Raw genomic sequence first — 15,090 nt, 5'->3', positions numbered from 1 at the left:
GACGCCCTAGCCGGCCTTACGTTCGTCGAAGGCGCTGTCAGCCACCGACACCAGATGCGGCGTCGCCGCCTGAGCCGCTTGCGCCGCGTCGCGTTTGGTGAGCTTGCCGTCCACCGCCGCGCCGCAATCCATCCGCAACTGCTGGTAGTAGATGTTGCCGGTCACATGCGCATTGCTCTGCAACTCGACGAAGTGATCGGCAATCACGTCGCCGACGATCCTGCCGTTGACCACGACGTCGTAGCCGTGCACGTTGCCTTCGATCGAGCCGCGATCGCTCAGGACCAGCAGGGTCTGGCCGCCCGGCTCGCCGCTGACGTTGCCCGTCACGTGGCCGTCCATGCGCAGGCCGTCGCTGAACTGCAGGTCGCCGGTGATTCGCACGTCGTGAGCGATCAGGGTGGCGAGCTTGGTTTGCTGGATGCCGGTGCTTTTCTTCTTGAACATAACAATTTCCTCGAAATGAAACGGGTCGTCGCGTAATGTTGGGCGTGGCGACGAGCCTGGGGGCGGCTGCTTTGCGTGCCTTGCGGTTTGCAGCTTGCGGTTCGCCTGGTTCGCCTGGTTCGCCTGGTTCGCGCGGTTAGCTGCGCGGCGCGGCGGTGGTGGCGGGAGAACGCCGCTTGCTCTGGCCTCGCAGAAACTGCAATTCCGCGCTGAGCCGCGCGACCTCGGCTGCGGCGCTGTCAGCAGCCTTCTGCACCGCGGCGCGCGCCGCCGTTTCTTGCTCCAGCGCTAGCCGCGTGCGGGCCAACTCGGTCTGCTTCGTTGCTTCGTCGACGGGCGCAGGGGTGCATTGCTCAGGCGGCAAGCCGGCGCGCCTCGCGTGCCAGGCCGTGAGCGCCGCCGCGCCCGCGCATGCGCACAGGACGCACACCACGGCCCACACCGTCATGCGAAACACCACCGAGCGCGTGGGCCGAAGCGTGTAGGCGCGGTGGGTGAGACTGCGCGCGTCGCGCGGAGAGTGCCGTTTAACCATGAGCCGCGGGCGCAAACAGCGCGAGGTAAGCCACCGGGTTGACCGGCGCGCCGTCGACGAGGACTTCGAAATGCAGATGCGGGCCGGTGGAACGGCCGGTCGAGCCGACATCGGCGATGTATTGCCGCGGCAGCACCAGATCGCCGACATGCACGACGATTCGCGACGCATGGCCGTAGCGAGTCATCAGCCCGTTGCCGTGATCGATTTCGACCGCGTTGCCATAGCCCGATTTCTCGCCGGCGAAGACCACGCGGCCGCCCGCCGCCGCCAGAATCGGCGTGCCGGTTTTAGCGACCAGATCGAGCCCGGGATGAAAGCTCAACCGATGCGTGAACGGATCGGTGCGATTGCCGAACGGCGACCCGAAGCGCGCGCCGTCGGCGGGCATGCGGCCCGGAAAGGCGGCGTAGGCGAGAGCGTGATCGGCGGTCTGCTGTTCGAGCGCCGAGAGGGTCGCGGCAAGGCAATCCAGATGCTCGCCCGTGCGCCCGGCATCCGCATGGCGGCCCAGCGACGGCGTGAGGTCGCTACAGCGACGCGGCGGCAAGGCCGGGCCGCCCTCGCCTTCGCTGTCGGTGGCGGAGCTGTCGGCTTCGGACGCCGCGGACGCAGCCGGTGCGACGGGCGCCGCTGATGCGCGCGGCGCGGGCCGAGGCGTGTTCAGGCGTGCTTCGAAATCGCGCAAGTCGCCGACCTGCGCCGTGAGTCGCGCGATGCGCGGTTCGATCTGCGCCACCGACGCGTTCAGCTTGCCAAGCTGGTCGATTGCATAGTCGTGCTCGACGCGGACCGACGCCTGATCGCCGGAACCGTTGCGCGCGAACCAGTGAGCGCCGATCGCGAAGCCCGCGGCAAGCGCCAGCACGGCCGCGCCGCCGGCCGCGCTCACGGCGAGCGTCAGCGCGGTACGGCGTGTGACGAAGCCGACCGAGCCGCTGGAAAGCTGGCTGCCGGCGCGAAACACGGAAGCCATCAGCGGCTCCTCGCGCGTGCCGGGCTCGCGGCGCGCGCCCACCTGTGCGCGCCACGACGCCGGCTCGAAACCGGCAACGCGCGAAGCGCTCCGGCCGTGCGACGCGTGGCGGGCGATTGCAAACGGGACAGAAGATCAGTGAACGGGGCTAACTGCATACGGCATCGACCGGCTACGCGCCGGCCGCGATAATGACTGAGGGCGCCGATTATCCCCTGGCAGCACGAAGCATCATCTCAAATACAGGACGCCAGGACGATGTGCCGCGCGCGGCGTGGATGCCGGGCACTTCATGCCCCCCCGTTTCGCCATGAACGCCCCCGTCAAACCGATACTCCGGTCTCCCGCGACTCGCTCCACTCCCGTTCAGCCAGGGCTTCGAGCCGCTCGACCAGCGCACCGCTGGCGCGCGTCATCGGCATGCGCAGTTCGTCGCGTATCAGGCCTTGCGCAGCCAGCAAGGCCTTGACCGGAGCGGGATTCGGCTCGGCGAACAGCGCCTGGATCAATGGCACGAGCGCGTGAAAAATGCGCCGGCCTTCGGCTAGCCGCCCCGCCGCGAGCGCGCGATACATCTCGACGAAGCGCTCGGGCCGCAGATGCGCGGACGCCGCGATCGCTCCGCTGCCGCCCAGGCACAAGGTACTGAACATATTGATGTCCTCGCCGGCAAGCACCTGCAAGCGAGCGTCGCGGATCAGCGCAAGCGTGGTGTCCGGCGAACCGGCGCAATCCTTCACCGCTTGAATCCGCGGATGCGCCGCGAGCGTGAGCAGCGTGTCGAGTTCGAGCCGCACTCCCGTTCGAGACGGAATGTCGTACAGGACGACCGGCTTCTCGCTGGCATCGGCCAGCGCCATGAAGTGCGCGACGATGCCCGCCTGCGAAGGCCGGATGTAGTACGGCGCGGCCATCAGCACGCCGGCCACCGGCAGCGCGTTCAGTTGCTCGATGCGCTCGCGCATGCGCGCCGTGAGATTGCCGGACACGCCGGCCACCACGGGCAGCGCACGCCCATCCCGCGCCAGATGGGCGGCGGCCTGCGCTTCGTCGAGAATCGTCGCCAGCACGGCGTCCTGTTCGGCGGCGTCGAGCGCGGCGGGTTCGCCGGTCGTGCCGAGCGCCACCAGCCCGGCGATGCCCGCGCCGGTATAGCGCCGCACCAGCGCGCGCAACGCGGCGTGATCGACGGCGCCGTCGGCGAACGGCGTGATGAGCGGAACCCAGATACCCGAAAAAATAGACATGTCTTTACCTCGATGACGACCGTATCGATTCCGTCAGGCGGTGCGAGGGAGGAAAGACAGGAAAGTGCCCAGGCGGGCGTTGACCGGCTGTTCCGTCGCACATCTGACGGAACAGCAAGCTCCGGTCAGATGAGCGGCTGTTTTTTGGCTTTGGCGCCGGCGTTCGAACCCGACGCGCGTGCGGCAACCACGCTCGCGTGAGCGAGACGTGCGGAGGTCGACGGGCGGAGTCTGAGCGTGGGGCCGGAATGCATGAGACGCAGTGTAACCGCGGCCGACGCAGCTTGGCAAAGTGCATCTCGAAATTGCTTGACATCTGCCGCAGGAAAACTAATATACGCACCGCGTACATCAGACCGCCATTCCCTCTTCCGACAGGTGCCCCATGAGCGTCCCGCAACAAGCCTTCCTACGCGATGCGATGCGTCGCCTGAACATGACGCGCGACACATTCGCGAGCCGCATCGGCGTGTCGCGCCGGGCGCTCGACACGTGGCTGCTGCCGGACGACTCGCAGGAATCGCGGGCCATGCCGGAGATCGTCGAGCGCTTCGTGTCGGAAATCGTGGTGCACGGCGAGCCGGGCGAAAAATATACGCAAAGCGTAGACGCGCAATCGCTCGCCAGCCAGATGCTGTTCGAGGGCAAGCCGCAACTGCTTTCGGTGGATCAGTTCTCGCGCGATTCGGTGGAAGCGCTGTTTCGCGTGGCCGACATCATGCAGCCGATCGCCCGCCGCCGCAAAATCTCCCGCGTGCTGGAAGGCGCGGTGCTCGGCAATCTGTTCTTCGAGGCGAGCACGCGCACCCGCGTGAGCTTCGGCGCGGCATTCTGCCGGCTGGGCGGCTCCGTTTGCGACACCACCGGTTTCACGTTTTCGTCGATGGCCAAGGGCGAGTCGATCTACGACACCAGCCGCGTGATGAGCGGCTACGTGGACGCGCTGGTGATCCGCCATCCGGAGCAAGGCTCGGTGGCCGAATTCGCGCGCGCCACCAACGTGCCGGTCATCAACGGCGGCGACGGTCCGGGCGAGCACCCGAGCCAGGCGCTGCTCGACCTCTACACGATCCAGCGCGAGTTCTCGCGCCTGGGCAAGATCGTCGACGGCGCGCATATCGCGCTGGTCGGCGACCTCAAATACGGGCGCACCGTGCACTCGCTGGTCAAGCTGCTGGCGCTGTACCGCGGCATCAAGTTCACGCTGATCTCGCCGCCCATGCTCGAAATGCCGAGCTACATCATCGAGCAGATCTCGCGCAACGATCATGTGATCGAGCAGACCACCGATCTGACCACCGGGCTGCGCGGCGCCGACGTGGTGTACGCCACGCGCATTCAGAAAGAGCGCTTCACCGACGAATCGTTCGAAGGCTACACGCCGGATTTCCAGATCAACCAGGCGCTGGTGGACAGCGTATGCGGCGCCGATACGCTGATCATGCACCCGCTGCCGCGCGACAGCCGGCCGGGCGCGAACGATCTGAGCGTCGACCTGAATCACGATTCACGGCTGGCAATTTTCCGGCAAACCGACAACGGCATTCCGGTGCGGATGGCGATTTTCGCGGTACTGCTGGGCGTCGAGAAACTGGTCCAGCATTCCATGCGCGATGCCGCATGGCGCCCGCCCGCCTATCTCGGCCCGGACGATGCGGTGTTTCACGGCATCGATTGATGGATCAGTGGGCGGCTTTTTGAAACCGGTCCGCCGCACACCAGCACAGTCTCATCAAGCCGCGGCGCTTGCCGCCATGGCGCCGTTGCGCTTGAATGCCCCGGCGAAAAACAGCACCTGATACTGCACCGCGTTGGCCCAGTACTTCCAGGTGTGGCCGCCGGGCCGCTCCGCGTAGTCGTGCGGCACGCCGAGTTCGACCAGCCGCTCATGCAGCGTGCGGTTCGATTGCACCAGCGAGTCGTTGACTCCGCAGTCGATCGTGAGCGCGATATGCGCGTTGCCGAAACTGCGCGCGTTCTCGACGATCGCCTCGTTGTTCCAGAAGTCCGCATGCCGCATCGGATCGCCAAATACCTGGTCGATGCCGGGCTCATCCTCGCAGCCACGCGGATCCACCGCGCCGCTGATGCTGCCCGCGGCGCCGAATTCGTCCGGCCGGTTCAGCGCGATATGCAAGGCGCCGAAGCCGCCCATGCTCAAGCCGGTAATGGCGCGTGCCTGGCGTGTCGCGATCGTGCGGAAATGCGCGTCGACGTAACCCACTACCTCGGTGCCCACATAGGTTTCGTAACGGCTGTGCGGATCGACCGGGCTGTCGATATACCAGCTTTCGTGGCCGCCGTCGGGCATCACGAGGATCACGTGATAGCGGTCGGCCAGCTTGCCGATCTGCGAATTCGTGGTCCAGTCGGTGTAGTCGCCGCCCGAGCCGTGCAGCAGATAGACGACCGGAAAGCGGTCGGCCGCCTTGCCGCGCGCATATTGATCGGGCAGCACGACCGTCGCTTCGAGCGACTTATGCATGGCCGCGCTCGGAATGACGACGACCCGCGACTGAAACGCCCACGCAGGCGCCGTAAAGAGCAGCGTCAGAATGAGCCAGAACGTACGAGCTTGATTCATGGTTTGTCGCTCTTCCCTTTCCAGAAGTCCGAAGAAAACTGTCCGGCATACGGCGGCAAAATTCTGTCGACGACTCTAGCAATGGCGACTTACAACCAAATTTCAGCGAAACATACGATCTCGTCAGCTTGGCTTCGCGAGCGATCGTGCGATCGCGATCCGCTGCTGCTAGCCGCCCAGCTCGATACGATCTTCAAAATCGAGGGCGTGACCGCATGATGGGCGGCGACAGCCTCACTTCGCGGTAAAGAGGGCCTCGAGACGAGCGCGCTTCCTGACGATGGGCGATTCGACGATCACGTAGCTGAAGTACGTCTGGATCCCGATGTCGCGCTCGAGCAGCCCCTCGATCACGCTGTGGTAGTGCGCGATGTCGCGCGTCACGAACTTGAGCAGATAGTCGTAGCCGCCCGTCGCGTGATGGCACTCCAGGATCTCGTCGATGTCGCGAATGGCGTCGATAAAACGCACGAAGTCCTCGCGGCGATGATCCGCGAGTGTGATCTTGGCGAACACGATCTGGACATCGCCGAGCTTCTCGATCTTCAACAGCGCGCCGTAACCCGCGATGTAGCCCGCCGTCTCGAGCCGTTTGACACGCGTCAGGCATGGGCTGGGCGACAGTCCAACAGCGTCGGACAGTTCCACGTTGGTCATGCGGCCGCGCATTTGCAACTCGGCGAGAATGCGCAAGTCCAGCCGGTCGAGTGTGCAATCCGTTCTCATCCCCGCCCTGCCTCCTTTCCGTCAGGCGCCTCCATACGAGCGCCTCGGCGTACTCCACGGGCTCAATAGTAGCCCGGCACGCACGCCCGACGATAAGACGATCCTGCTATTTGCTCCTGATTTTGCATCGCGTCGCTCCTCGCCGCAGGAACTGCCGTGAATCCCCTCAACAACGGGTAAAAACCTGTTTTTTTTCGTCCTTAATTCGGTTTAGTAGCGAAGTCATTCCCGTTTAAATTTCATCTATCGACATTTCCATCGGTGCTTGCCTGAACTGGTGTGCGGCAAGCCCTTCATTCAAGAGTCCCTTGGGATTCGTCACTCATCGAGACTGAAGACATGATCGACTTCGAGCCGAAATTCATCACGTTCGACTGCTACGGCACCCTCGTCAACTTTCGCATGGCCGACACGGCGCGCGAAATCTACGGGAACCGCCTCCACGGCGACGCGCTGGAAAACTTCGTCAAGCTGTTCGCCGCCTATCGGCGCGACGAAGTGCTCGGCGCCTGGAAACCCTACCGCCAGGTCGTCCTGAACGCCGTGCGCCGCGCCTGCGAACGCACGGGCGTGCCGTTCGCCGAAAGCGAGGCCGAAAAGTTCTACCTGGCAGTGCCGACGTGGGGCCCGCATCCGGACGTCCCGGAAGGTCTCTCGCGCCTCGCGAAGAAATACAGGCTGGTGGGCCTGACCAACGCGGACAACGCGCAGATCGCGAGCAACATCGAAAAGCTCGGGGCTCCGTTTCACGCCGTCATCACGGCCGAAGATGCCCAGGCCTACAAGCCGCGTATGCAAGGCTTCGAATACATGTTCAGGAAGCTCGACGTGCAGCCTCACGAAATCCTGCACGTCTCGTCGAGTCCGCGCTACGACCTGATGACCGCGCACGATCTCGGCATCGTGCACAAGGCGCACGTGCTGCGCGGCCATGAACCGGAAGCGCCGGAATACGGTTATACGGCGGTCCGGAGCATCGTCGAACTGGCCGAGCAGCTTGGCCTGTAAGCGATTTGCGCCTCCTTGGCCGACGTGTTCGACGGCGGGCGGGGATTCGCATCGCACGACCGATCTGACGTCTGTCCTCAGGTCGACAGCACGTCGGAAACGTCCTGCTCCACTGCAGTCCACCCTTCTCGCGCCGCATTGCCCATGTTCACGCCCAGCCCTTCCGCAAGCTTATGCACAACGTCCGCCGTTGCGCTCGATACCCTGTTGGAGAGCGGCCTGTCGGTCAGCTTCCCACGCTTGAATACATTCGATGCGCTCGCGATCACGCGCCGTGTGTACGGCATCGACGGCGCGGCTACACGGTTTGCGACCGAGAAGGACGACACGTTCCGCATCGACGCAAGCGACGGCGCGCGCTACGTACTGAAAATCTCAAACCCCGGCGAGACGCCCGAAGAACTCGACTTGCAGGTCGCCGCGATGCGCCACGTTGCCGCCGTCGCGCCGGACTTGCCGGTGCCGCGCGTGCTGCCGGGTATCGACGGACAATTCGTCGTACCCGTGGCGTCGCCCCCGCAGCCGTATCGTACGGCGAGGCTCTATAGCTACCTCGAAGGTGTGCCGCTGGATGCGCTGCGCGGGAGCGCGGTCGATCATTACGGGATCGGTGAAATGCTGGCGCGACTGCAGGCGGCCATGGCCGGTTTCCGCCATCCGCACCAGCATCGCGTACTCGCCTGGGACGTCAAGCATCTGGCGAGTCTAACGGGGCTGCAAGCACATATCGCCGATCCTTCGCATCGCGCCTTCATCAGGGAGGCGTTCGCACGCTTCGCCGCGATCGAGCCGGCCCTGCGGCTCTGTCCCGCGCAAGTCGTACACAACGACTTCAACCGCTCGAACATCGTCGCCAACCCGGGCGGCCGGAACTTCGTCAGCGGAATCATCGACTTCGGCGACACCGTGCACACCGCGGTAGCGATCGACGTCGCCACGGCGGTAATGAACCAGTTTCCGCTCAACTTCGATGCCGACGGCCCGCACGACCTGTTCGCCGACGCGCGCGACCTGCTGCGCGGCTATCTCGCGCGTGCCGAACTCAGCCGCGACGAACTGCTCCTGATCCCGCACCTGGCGATGGCGCGCGTCGCGGCGCGAGCGTTGCTGACTTCATGGCGCGCCATGCTGTTCCCGGAAAACGAAGCCTACATCCTGCGCTTCACCCGGCCGGGATGGGAGCATTTGCGCTGGTTCATGCAGCGCGACCCTGAGACTGTTTCCAACGCCTTGCTCTAGCTCTTCCATCGCACTGCTCACCTCTCCGATTCTGACCGCCCTTATGAACACTACCAGCACGTCGCAGCCGGCCGCCCAAACCGAGGCCGCCGGTACCGGCAAATCCCACGACGCACTGCGCGGCGACATGCCGAACGGCTTCAATCCGGCGTCGCTCGACCACCTCGACGCCGGCACGCAACGGCACATTGCGCGCCGCTTACGGCTGCTCAGTCCGTCGTATCGATTGTTCTACGCCGAGCCCGTCAAAATCGTGCGCGGCGAGAAGGTCTATCTGTACGACGACCAGGGCAACGACTATCTCGATGCCTACAACAATGTCGTCTGCGTCGGGCACGCCAATCCGCGCATCGTCGATGCCGTCACCCGCCAGCTCTCGACGCTCTGCACGCATACCCGCTACATGCAGGAGCCGATCCTCGACTACGCCGAGGACCTGCTCTCGACGTTCAACACGTCGATCCGCGCGGGCCAGATGATGTTCACCTGCACCGGCTCCGAGGCCAACGACCTGGCCACGCGCATCGCGATGCAGTACACCGGCAAGACCGGCGTGATCGTGACCAGCGAGGCCTATCACGGCAACTCGCATCTCACGTCGAGCTTTTCGCCGTCGCTGGGCCGCAGGGCCTTGCTGGGTCCCTACGTGCGCACGGTGCCCGCTCCCGACTCGTACAGGATGACGCCGTCGGAGATCGGCCAGCGCATGGCCGGACAGGTTGAGTTGCAGATCGAGGACATTCGCCGTCACGGCGGCGGTCTGGCGGCATTCATCGCCGATTCATTTTTCTCGTCGGATGGCGTGTTCGCCCACCCGACCGATGTACTCGCACCAGTAGCCGAGGTGGTGCGCCGCGCCGGCGGGCTGTTCATCGCGGACGAGGTGCAGTCCGGCTTCGGGCGCAGCGGTACGCATATGTGGGGGCATGAGCGCCATGGCGTCGTGCCTGACATCGTCACCCTCGGCAAACCGATGGGCAACGGCTATCCGGTGGCGGGCCTGGTCGTGCGCCCGGAGGTGGTCGCGGGCTTCGGGCAGGACATGCGCTACTTCAACACCTTCGGCGGCAATTCGGTCGCGATCGCGGCCGCGCAGGCCACGCTCGACGTGCTGCGCGACGAGCACGTGCTCGACAACGCGCAGCGGGTCGGCGCGGTCCTGCTTGAGGGCTTGAACGCACTGGCAAGGAAATACGAATGCATCGGCGACGTGCGCGGCACGGGCCTGTATTTCGGCGTCGAGATTGTGCGCGATCGCGCGAAGAAGGACACCGACATCGCGACGGCGCTCAAGATCGTCAACGGCTTGCGCCAGCGGCGCGTGCTGATTTCCGCGACCGGGCCGGACGCGAGTGTGCTGAAGATCCGCCCGCCGCTGGTCTTTGGCGCTAACGATGCCGACCGCCTGTTGACGGAGTTGGATACGGTGCTTGCCGCGCTGTGACCGCCGATGACCGGCACGCAAACGTGTCTGGTCATCGGCAAACGGCCTGATGCGAGCACGTTGCCCGTGCAGAAGTGCCGGCAGTCCATCAGGCCCTCGACAAGCGTTTCTGCATTAACCGTTATTTAACGTCCGCTTGTTGGAGCGGTTAATCATCCGGAGATGCTCGCGCCGCATAATTGCGTGCACGAACCATCATCCGCGCAATTCATGGGAGCAGAAGTGACTACAGCATTCGTATTGCACCGCGCCGAAGGTGCGCCTGTTTCGACCGCCTTCCGCAGGGGAGGTTTCGGCCAGAACGATCCCTTCGTACGCCATCGCGAGATCGCGTGGGAAGGGCCCGATTCGATGGCCGCGGGTCGGGTCAGCTTCATCGGCGAGCTCGACGTGGCGAGTTTTCCCCACATCGAAACCATCGTCGTAATGGAAGGCTCGCTCACGCTCGAAGCGCCCGGCATGGCGCCGCTGGTGCTGAGCCCGCAAGAGGGCGCGGTGATCGGCAAGGGTACTGCGCTTCGCTTCAGGGCGGAGTCGCGCGCGCTCTTCGTATTCTGTTCCGCGGCTTCCACCATGCCGACCAAAACAGGCTTGGTCCCGTTGCGCGCGCAAGCCGACTTCAAGCCATCCGCAACGCTTCCAGCAGAGGTACTACTGGGCCCGGCTCCCGAATGTCGCAGCGACAACGTGTTCACCGACGACGACGCGCAGTACAAAGCGGGTACGTGGGATTCGACGCCCTACCATCGGATCGTTCGCCCGCATCGCGTCAATGAGTTCATGCATCTCCTCGCCGGCGGCGTGCGATTCGCCGCGCCTGACGGCAGCGTGCTGTCCCTCGGCGCCGGCGACGCGCTCTTCGTGCCGCAGGGTGTGTCGATCGGATGGGAAAGCAGCGAACGCGTGGCGAAGTTCTACGTTACGCAAACTGTCCAGGCTCCAGCCGAACGAAATTGATCATGTCCCCTCCGCTGACTCACATTCAAACTTCGCCCACACTGCCTGCCGCCGCCGACGTGGTCGTGATCGGAGGCGGCATCATCGGCGTCTTTGCTGCCTATTACATGGCCCAGCGCGGCGTTTCAGTCGCCTTGGTCGAGAAGGGAAGGATTGGCGCCGAGCAGTCGAGCCGCAATTGGGGCTGGTGCCGACAGCAAAACCGCGACGAGCGTGAATTGCCGATCGCAAGCAAGAGCCTCGATCTTTGGGAACGATTTGCCGTCGAATCCGGTGAGGACACGGGCTTTCATCGCTGCGGGCTGTTGTATCTGAGCAATGACGACGCGGAGCTGGCCCGTTGGGCGAGTTGGGGCGACTTTGCAAAGACGGCGGGCGTGACGACCTACCTGCTCGATAGCAAGCAAGCCGCCGAGCGTGGGAAGGCGACCGGGCGAGCCTGGAAAGGCGGCGTCTTCTCGCCCAGTGACGGCACGGCCGATCCCGCGAAAGCCGCGCCCGCCGTGGCAACCGCACTCATGAAGCTAGGCGGCAGCGTGACGCAACATTGCGCGGCGCGCGGCATCGAGTTGGAGGGCGGCCGAGTCTGCGGCGTCGTCACGGAAGCCGGAGTCATCAAGACCCGGACAGTCGTGCTTGCCGGCGGCGCGTGGGCGTCCGCATTCTGTCGCCAGCTCGGCATCCGCTTTCCCCAGGCATCGATCCGCCAATCCATCCTTAGCGTCTCGCCTGTCGAGCATCCCTTGCCGGACGCGTTGTTCACTTCCGGCGTATCGATCACCCGCCGAAACGACGGACGCTACGCACTGGCGATCAGCGGACGGGCGCGCGTGGACGTGACGCCGCAGTTCCTGCGATTCGCCCCGCAATTCGTGCCCATGTTCGCCAAGCGTTGGCGCAGCCTTCTTCCGGGCGGACTGGAAGGCGTGCGCGGCGGTCATGAGACGCTCAAGCGGTGGCGGCTCGACGCGCCCACACCCATGGAGCGCGTACGCATCCTGGATCCGAAACCCGATATGCCTACCGTGAGGGAAACGCATCGCCGCGCCATCGAACTGCTGCCCGAACTTGGCAAAGCGAAAATCACACATGCGTGGGCAGGCTTCGTCGACAGCACACCCGACGGCGTGCCGGGTATCGGCGAAGTGCCGGGCGTACCCGGATTGATCCTGGCTGCGGGCTTCTCCGGTCACGGGTTCGGGATCGGGCCCGGCGCTGGACATCTGATCGCGGATCTGGCCACCGGTGCGACGCCGATCGTCGACCCTATCCCGTATCGGCCTGCCCGATTTGCCCACTCGGCATGGGGCAAGGTCGCTGACTTTTAGAAGGGCGGAAGGCGCGGTCACTGCAACAAGCGCCGTGCCACGAGGAGCGTGGGCACGGCGCTTTTACGGATAACGCGGATTACGCGGTCCGAAGTAACGCTGCGCCAAAGCGACCCGATACTGCCCATGGCCCCGCCGCCCACGACGACGACGTCGCAGCGTCCGCCATGCAGATCAGGCGAATTGCCGACAAATGGCTCGGACGTATCCAGCCAGTAAGAACTGAAACGCATTGCACTCTCCAACGCTGGCGCACCGATTCGATCGGACCGGCTACACCCAAGCCACCGCTTCGACCTCGATCTTCAGACCGAAATGCAGCGCGGGAACCGGAACCACCGCGCGAGCGGGTCTCGCCGCTCCAGCCCAACGCGCATAGATCTCATTGAACGTCGCCTAATACTCGATATCGACGATATAAACACGAACCTGGACCAGTTTCGTGACGTCGCTGCCCGCACCGGTCATCGCCCTCACGCCCACGCGGCAGGGGCTGACGATCCGTCAGCGCGTGTTTCTGGAAGCCGCGAAACAAGCCTTCGATCCAGCGCCCTGGCGGAAATGATCACTCGATTGATCCCGGTGGAACATCAATCGCCCGGAACACTGCAGTTATAGCCCCGGCGGCTCGCTTTGGTTCTGTCGCGCCAGGGATAACAGGCCGAGCATGACGCCGCCTGCACAGGATTCCTTTGTGATCGGCGACTAGAACTGTGTGGCACCACCGATCGCGTCCAGTTCCGCGCACACCTCGGCGGACAACTTCAACTGCGACGCCTGCAGGTTTTCACGCAGATGCCCGACGCTCGACGTGCCGGGGATCAGCAGAATGTTAGGTGCCCGCTGCAACAGCCACGCGAGCGCCACTTGCATCGGCGTCGCGCCGAGTGTTTGTGCAATCTCCGACAGTGCGGACGACTGAATCGGCGTGAACCCGCCCAGCGGAAAAAACGGCACATACGCGATGCCCTTGCCCGCGAGTTGGTCGATCAGCGCGTCGTCCTCCCGGTGAACCAGGTTGTAGTGGTTCTGCACGCAGACGATTTCCGCGATGTGACGCGCCTCCTCGATCTGCGTCGCCGTCACGTTGCTCAAGCCGATGTGGCGCACGAGTCCACGTTGTTGCAGTTCGGCCAGCGCCGTGACCTGCTTTTCGATCGACCCTTCGGCGGGCGCGTGAATGTCGCCCATGTTTCGCATGTTGACGACCTCCAGCGCGTCGAGACCGAGATTGCGCAGATTGTCGTGCACGCCGCGCTCGATATCGTCGGGTTCGAGCGCCGCCAGCCACGCGCCGTCGCTGCCGCGCACCGCGCCCACCTTGGTGACGATCACGAGGTCGGCGGGATAAGGATGCAGCGCTTCACGGATCAACTGGTTGGTAATGTGCGGCCCGTAAAAGTCGCTCGTATCGATGTGGTTGACGCCCGACGCCACCGCTTCGCGCAGCACCGCGAGCGCCGCGTCGCGATCCTTCGGCGGCCCGAAAACGCCGGGGCCGGCCAGTTGCATGGCGCCGTAGCCCATGCGTCGCACCGGGCGGCCGGCGAGCGGAAAGGTGTCCGTGGTGCTGAGATTCGACATGATGCGCTCCTTCGTGAGTGGTTTGAACGCAAGTATGGACGCGGTTGCGCTGTTGAACAAAGCCGTCTAACGTGTACGGGTTGTTAAAAATTTCGCACAATCGCCATGGAATTAAATGATCTGGCTGCTTTCGTCTCAGTCAGCCGCGCGGGTGGCTTTCGCGACGCGGCGCGCATCAGCGGCGTATCGGCGTCGAGTTTGAGTATCGCCGTGCGCCGTCTGGAGGCAAAGCTCGGCCTGCGCCTGCTCAACCGCACCACGCGCAGCGTGGCGCCAACCGAGGCCGGCTTGCGGCTCATCGAGAAGCTGTCGCCGCTCTTCAGCGAAATGGAAGCGGCGCTGGACGTGCTGAACGTGTTCCGGGACAAACCGGCCGGCACGCTCAAGCTCAACGTGCCGTCGAGCGCTGCTCGCATCGTCTTGCCGGGTATCATCGCCGCGTTTCTGAAAACGTATCCCGACATCCGCGTCGAGGTCGTGGTCGAGGATGGTTTCGTCGACGTGCTGTCGATCGGCTGCGACGCCGGGATTCGCTATGACGAGCGGCTCGAGCAGGACATGATCGCGGTTCCGATCGGGCCGCGCGTGCAACGCTTCGCCACGGCGGCGGCGCCGGGCTATCTGGACACGCACGGGCGCCCCGATCATCCCAGCGAGTTGCTTTCGCACGCCTGCCTGCGCGGTCAGTTCGCCGGCGGCGCCATGCCGATCTGGTATTTCGAGCGCGACGGCGAAGTGCTGCAGTTGAATCCATCGGGGCCGCTGCTGGTGCGGCCGGGCGCGGCGATCGATCTCGCCGTCAGCGCGGCCATCGCCGGCGTGGGTGTCGTGCACCTGTTTGAAGACATGCTGCGCCCGCATCTCGACAGCGGCGCACTGGAGCCGATTCTGGAGCCGTGGTGGCAGCGTTTTTCAGGCCCGTTCCTTTACTATCCGGGGCGTCGTCATTTGCCGGCGCCGTTGCGCGCGTTCGTCGATTTTTTGAAGGTGATCAATTCTGACTGATGCAGCGACG

16 protein-coding genes and 2 pseudogenes are annotated in these 15,090 nt (G+C 64.6%); 9 read left to right on the top strand and 9 right to left on the bottom strand.

Annotated features, from left to right (window positions below; all coding sequences use genetic code 11):
* Window positions 1-6 precede the first annotated feature (6 nt).
* The 4 genes from B0G71_RS36005 to dapA form a co-directional block, all read right to left on the bottom strand.
* Window positions 7-447, bottom strand: coding sequence for a polymer-forming cytoskeletal protein (locus B0G71_RS36005; RefSeq protein ID WP_116147946.1), 441 nt, complete (start codon window positions 445-447; stop codon window positions 7-9).
* A gap of 136 nt (window positions 448-583) precedes the next feature.
* Window positions 584-982 carry a hypothetical protein gene (locus B0G71_RS36000; RefSeq protein ID WP_116147944.1) on the bottom strand — a complete coding sequence of 133 codons (399 nt, stop codon included), beginning with the start codon at window positions 980-982 and terminating at the stop codon, window positions 584-586.
* Window positions 975-1,958: a M23 family metallopeptidase gene (locus B0G71_RS35995; RefSeq protein ID WP_116149182.1), complete on the bottom strand. Its 984-nt coding sequence runs from the start codon at window positions 1,956-1,958 to the stop codon at window positions 975-977. Before B0G71_RS35995 ends, B0G71_RS36000 begins: the two co-directional genes overlap by 8 nt.
* Before the next feature lie 323 nt (window positions 1,959-2,281).
* A complete protein-coding gene (gene dapA, locus B0G71_RS35990; RefSeq protein WP_116147943.1) occupies window positions 2,282-3,205 on the bottom strand; it encodes a 4-hydroxy-tetrahydrodipicolinate synthase in 924 nt (307 codons plus the stop codon).
* A gap of 385 nt (window positions 3,206-3,590) precedes the next feature.
* Here dapA and B0G71_RS35985 point away from each other — a divergent pair, with 385 nt between their 5' ends.
* Complete coding sequence (locus tag B0G71_RS35985) at window positions 3,591-4,883, top strand: aspartate carbamoyltransferase (protein ID WP_106282371.1); 1,293 nt, start codon at window positions 3,591-3,593, stop codon at window positions 4,881-4,883.
* Between the two features lie 54 nt (window positions 4,884-4,937).
* Here the strand turns inward: B0G71_RS35985 and B0G71_RS35980 are convergent, their stop codons facing one another.
* The gene (locus B0G71_RS35980; RefSeq protein WP_116147941.1) at window positions 4,938-5,789 is read right to left on the bottom strand and encodes an alpha/beta hydrolase family protein; all 852 of its coding nucleotides are present in this window, start codon (window positions 5,787-5,789) and stop codon (window positions 4,938-4,940) included.
* On the opposite strand from B0G71_RS35980, the gene B0G71_RS41105 reads away from it, so the two are divergent.
* The gene (locus tag B0G71_RS41105) at window positions 5,781-6,008 is read left to right on the top strand and encodes a hypothetical protein (protein ID WP_147308741.1); all 228 of its coding nucleotides are present in this window, start codon (window positions 5,781-5,783) and stop codon (window positions 6,006-6,008) included. The two genes, B0G71_RS35980 and B0G71_RS41105, sit on opposite strands and share 9 nt — an antisense overlap.
* Window positions 6,009-6,023: 15 nt before the next feature.
* Here B0G71_RS41105 and B0G71_RS35975 read toward each other — a convergent pair whose 3' ends face one another.
* Window positions 6,024-6,515, bottom strand: coding sequence for an Lrp/AsnC family transcriptional regulator (locus B0G71_RS35975; protein ID WP_116147940.1), 492 nt, complete (start codon window positions 6,513-6,515; stop codon window positions 6,024-6,026).
* Window positions 6,516-6,854: 339 nt separating this feature from the next.
* On the opposite strand from B0G71_RS35975, the gene B0G71_RS35970 reads away from it, so the two are divergent.
* The 5 genes from B0G71_RS35970 (at window position 6,855) to B0G71_RS35950 (ending at window position 12,491) form a co-directional block, all read left to right on the top strand.
* Window positions 6,855-7,523, top strand: a complete 669-nt coding sequence (locus B0G71_RS35970; protein ID WP_116147938.1) for a haloacid dehalogenase type II — start codon at window positions 6,855-6,857, stop codon at window positions 7,521-7,523.
* Window positions 7,524-7,763: 240 nt separating this feature from the next.
* Window positions 7,764-8,762: a phosphotransferase gene (locus B0G71_RS35965; RefSeq protein ID WP_220377336.1), complete on the top strand. Its 999-nt coding sequence runs from the start codon at window positions 7,764-7,766 to the stop codon at window positions 8,760-8,762.
* Between the two features lie 127 nt (window positions 8,763-8,889).
* A complete protein-coding gene (locus B0G71_RS35960; RefSeq protein WP_181916946.1) occupies window positions 8,890-10,206 on the top strand; it encodes an aspartate aminotransferase family protein in 1,317 nt (438 codons plus the stop codon).
* A 222-nt stretch (window positions 10,207-10,428) separates the two neighbouring features.
* The gene (locus B0G71_RS35955) at window positions 10,429-11,163 is read left to right on the top strand and encodes a cupin domain-containing protein (protein WP_116149180.1); all 735 of its coding nucleotides are present in this window, start codon (window positions 10,429-10,431) and stop codon (window positions 11,161-11,163) included.
* Window positions 11,164-11,165: 2 nt separating this feature from the next.
* Complete coding sequence (locus B0G71_RS35950; RefSeq protein WP_116147933.1) at window positions 11,166-12,491, top strand: FAD-binding oxidoreductase; 1,326 nt, start codon at window positions 11,166-11,168, stop codon at window positions 12,489-12,491.
* A gap of 17 nt (window positions 12,492-12,508) precedes the next feature.
* Here the strand turns inward: B0G71_RS35950 and B0G71_RS35945 are convergent, their stop codons facing one another.
* Both B0G71_RS35945 and B0G71_RS35940 read right to left on the bottom strand, forming a co-directional pair.
* Window positions 12,509-12,724, bottom strand: coding sequence for a hypothetical protein (locus tag B0G71_RS35945; RefSeq protein ID WP_116147932.1), 216 nt, complete (start codon window positions 12,722-12,724; stop codon window positions 12,509-12,511).
* Between the two features lie 40 nt (window positions 12,725-12,764).
* A pseudogene (locus B0G71_RS35940) lies at window positions 12,765-12,962 on the bottom strand (RidA family protein); the annotation flags it as partial.
* Between B0G71_RS35940 and B0G71_RS35935 the strand changes: the two are divergent.
* Window positions 12,946-13,056, top strand: a pseudogene (locus B0G71_RS35935) (LysR family transcriptional regulator); the annotation flags it as partial. The pseudogenes B0G71_RS35940 and B0G71_RS35935 overlap by 17 nt on opposite strands.
* 140 nt (window positions 13,057-13,196) lie before the next feature.
* Here B0G71_RS35935 and B0G71_RS35930 read toward each other — a convergent pair.
* The gene (locus B0G71_RS35930) at window positions 13,197-14,075 is read right to left on the bottom strand and encodes an aldo/keto reductase family oxidoreductase (RefSeq protein ID WP_116149178.1); all 879 of its coding nucleotides are present in this window, start codon (window positions 14,073-14,075) and stop codon (window positions 13,197-13,199) included.
* 105 nt (window positions 14,076-14,180) lie between these two features.
* On the opposite strand from B0G71_RS35930, the gene B0G71_RS35925 reads away from it, so the two are divergent.
* The gene (locus B0G71_RS35925; protein ID WP_116147930.1) at window positions 14,181-15,080 is read left to right on the top strand and encodes a LysR family transcriptional regulator; all 900 of its coding nucleotides are present in this window, start codon (window positions 14,181-14,183) and stop codon (window positions 15,078-15,080) included.
* The last annotated feature ends 10 nt before the right edge of the window (window positions 15,081-15,090 follow it).

The sequence above is a fragment of the Paraburkholderia sp. BL27I4N3 genome, assembly GCF_003386115.1.
Taxonomy (GTDB): domain Bacteria; phylum Pseudomonadota; class Gammaproteobacteria; order Burkholderiales; family Burkholderiaceae; genus Paraburkholderia.
This window is presented reverse-complemented; position numbering and strand designations above follow the sequence as displayed.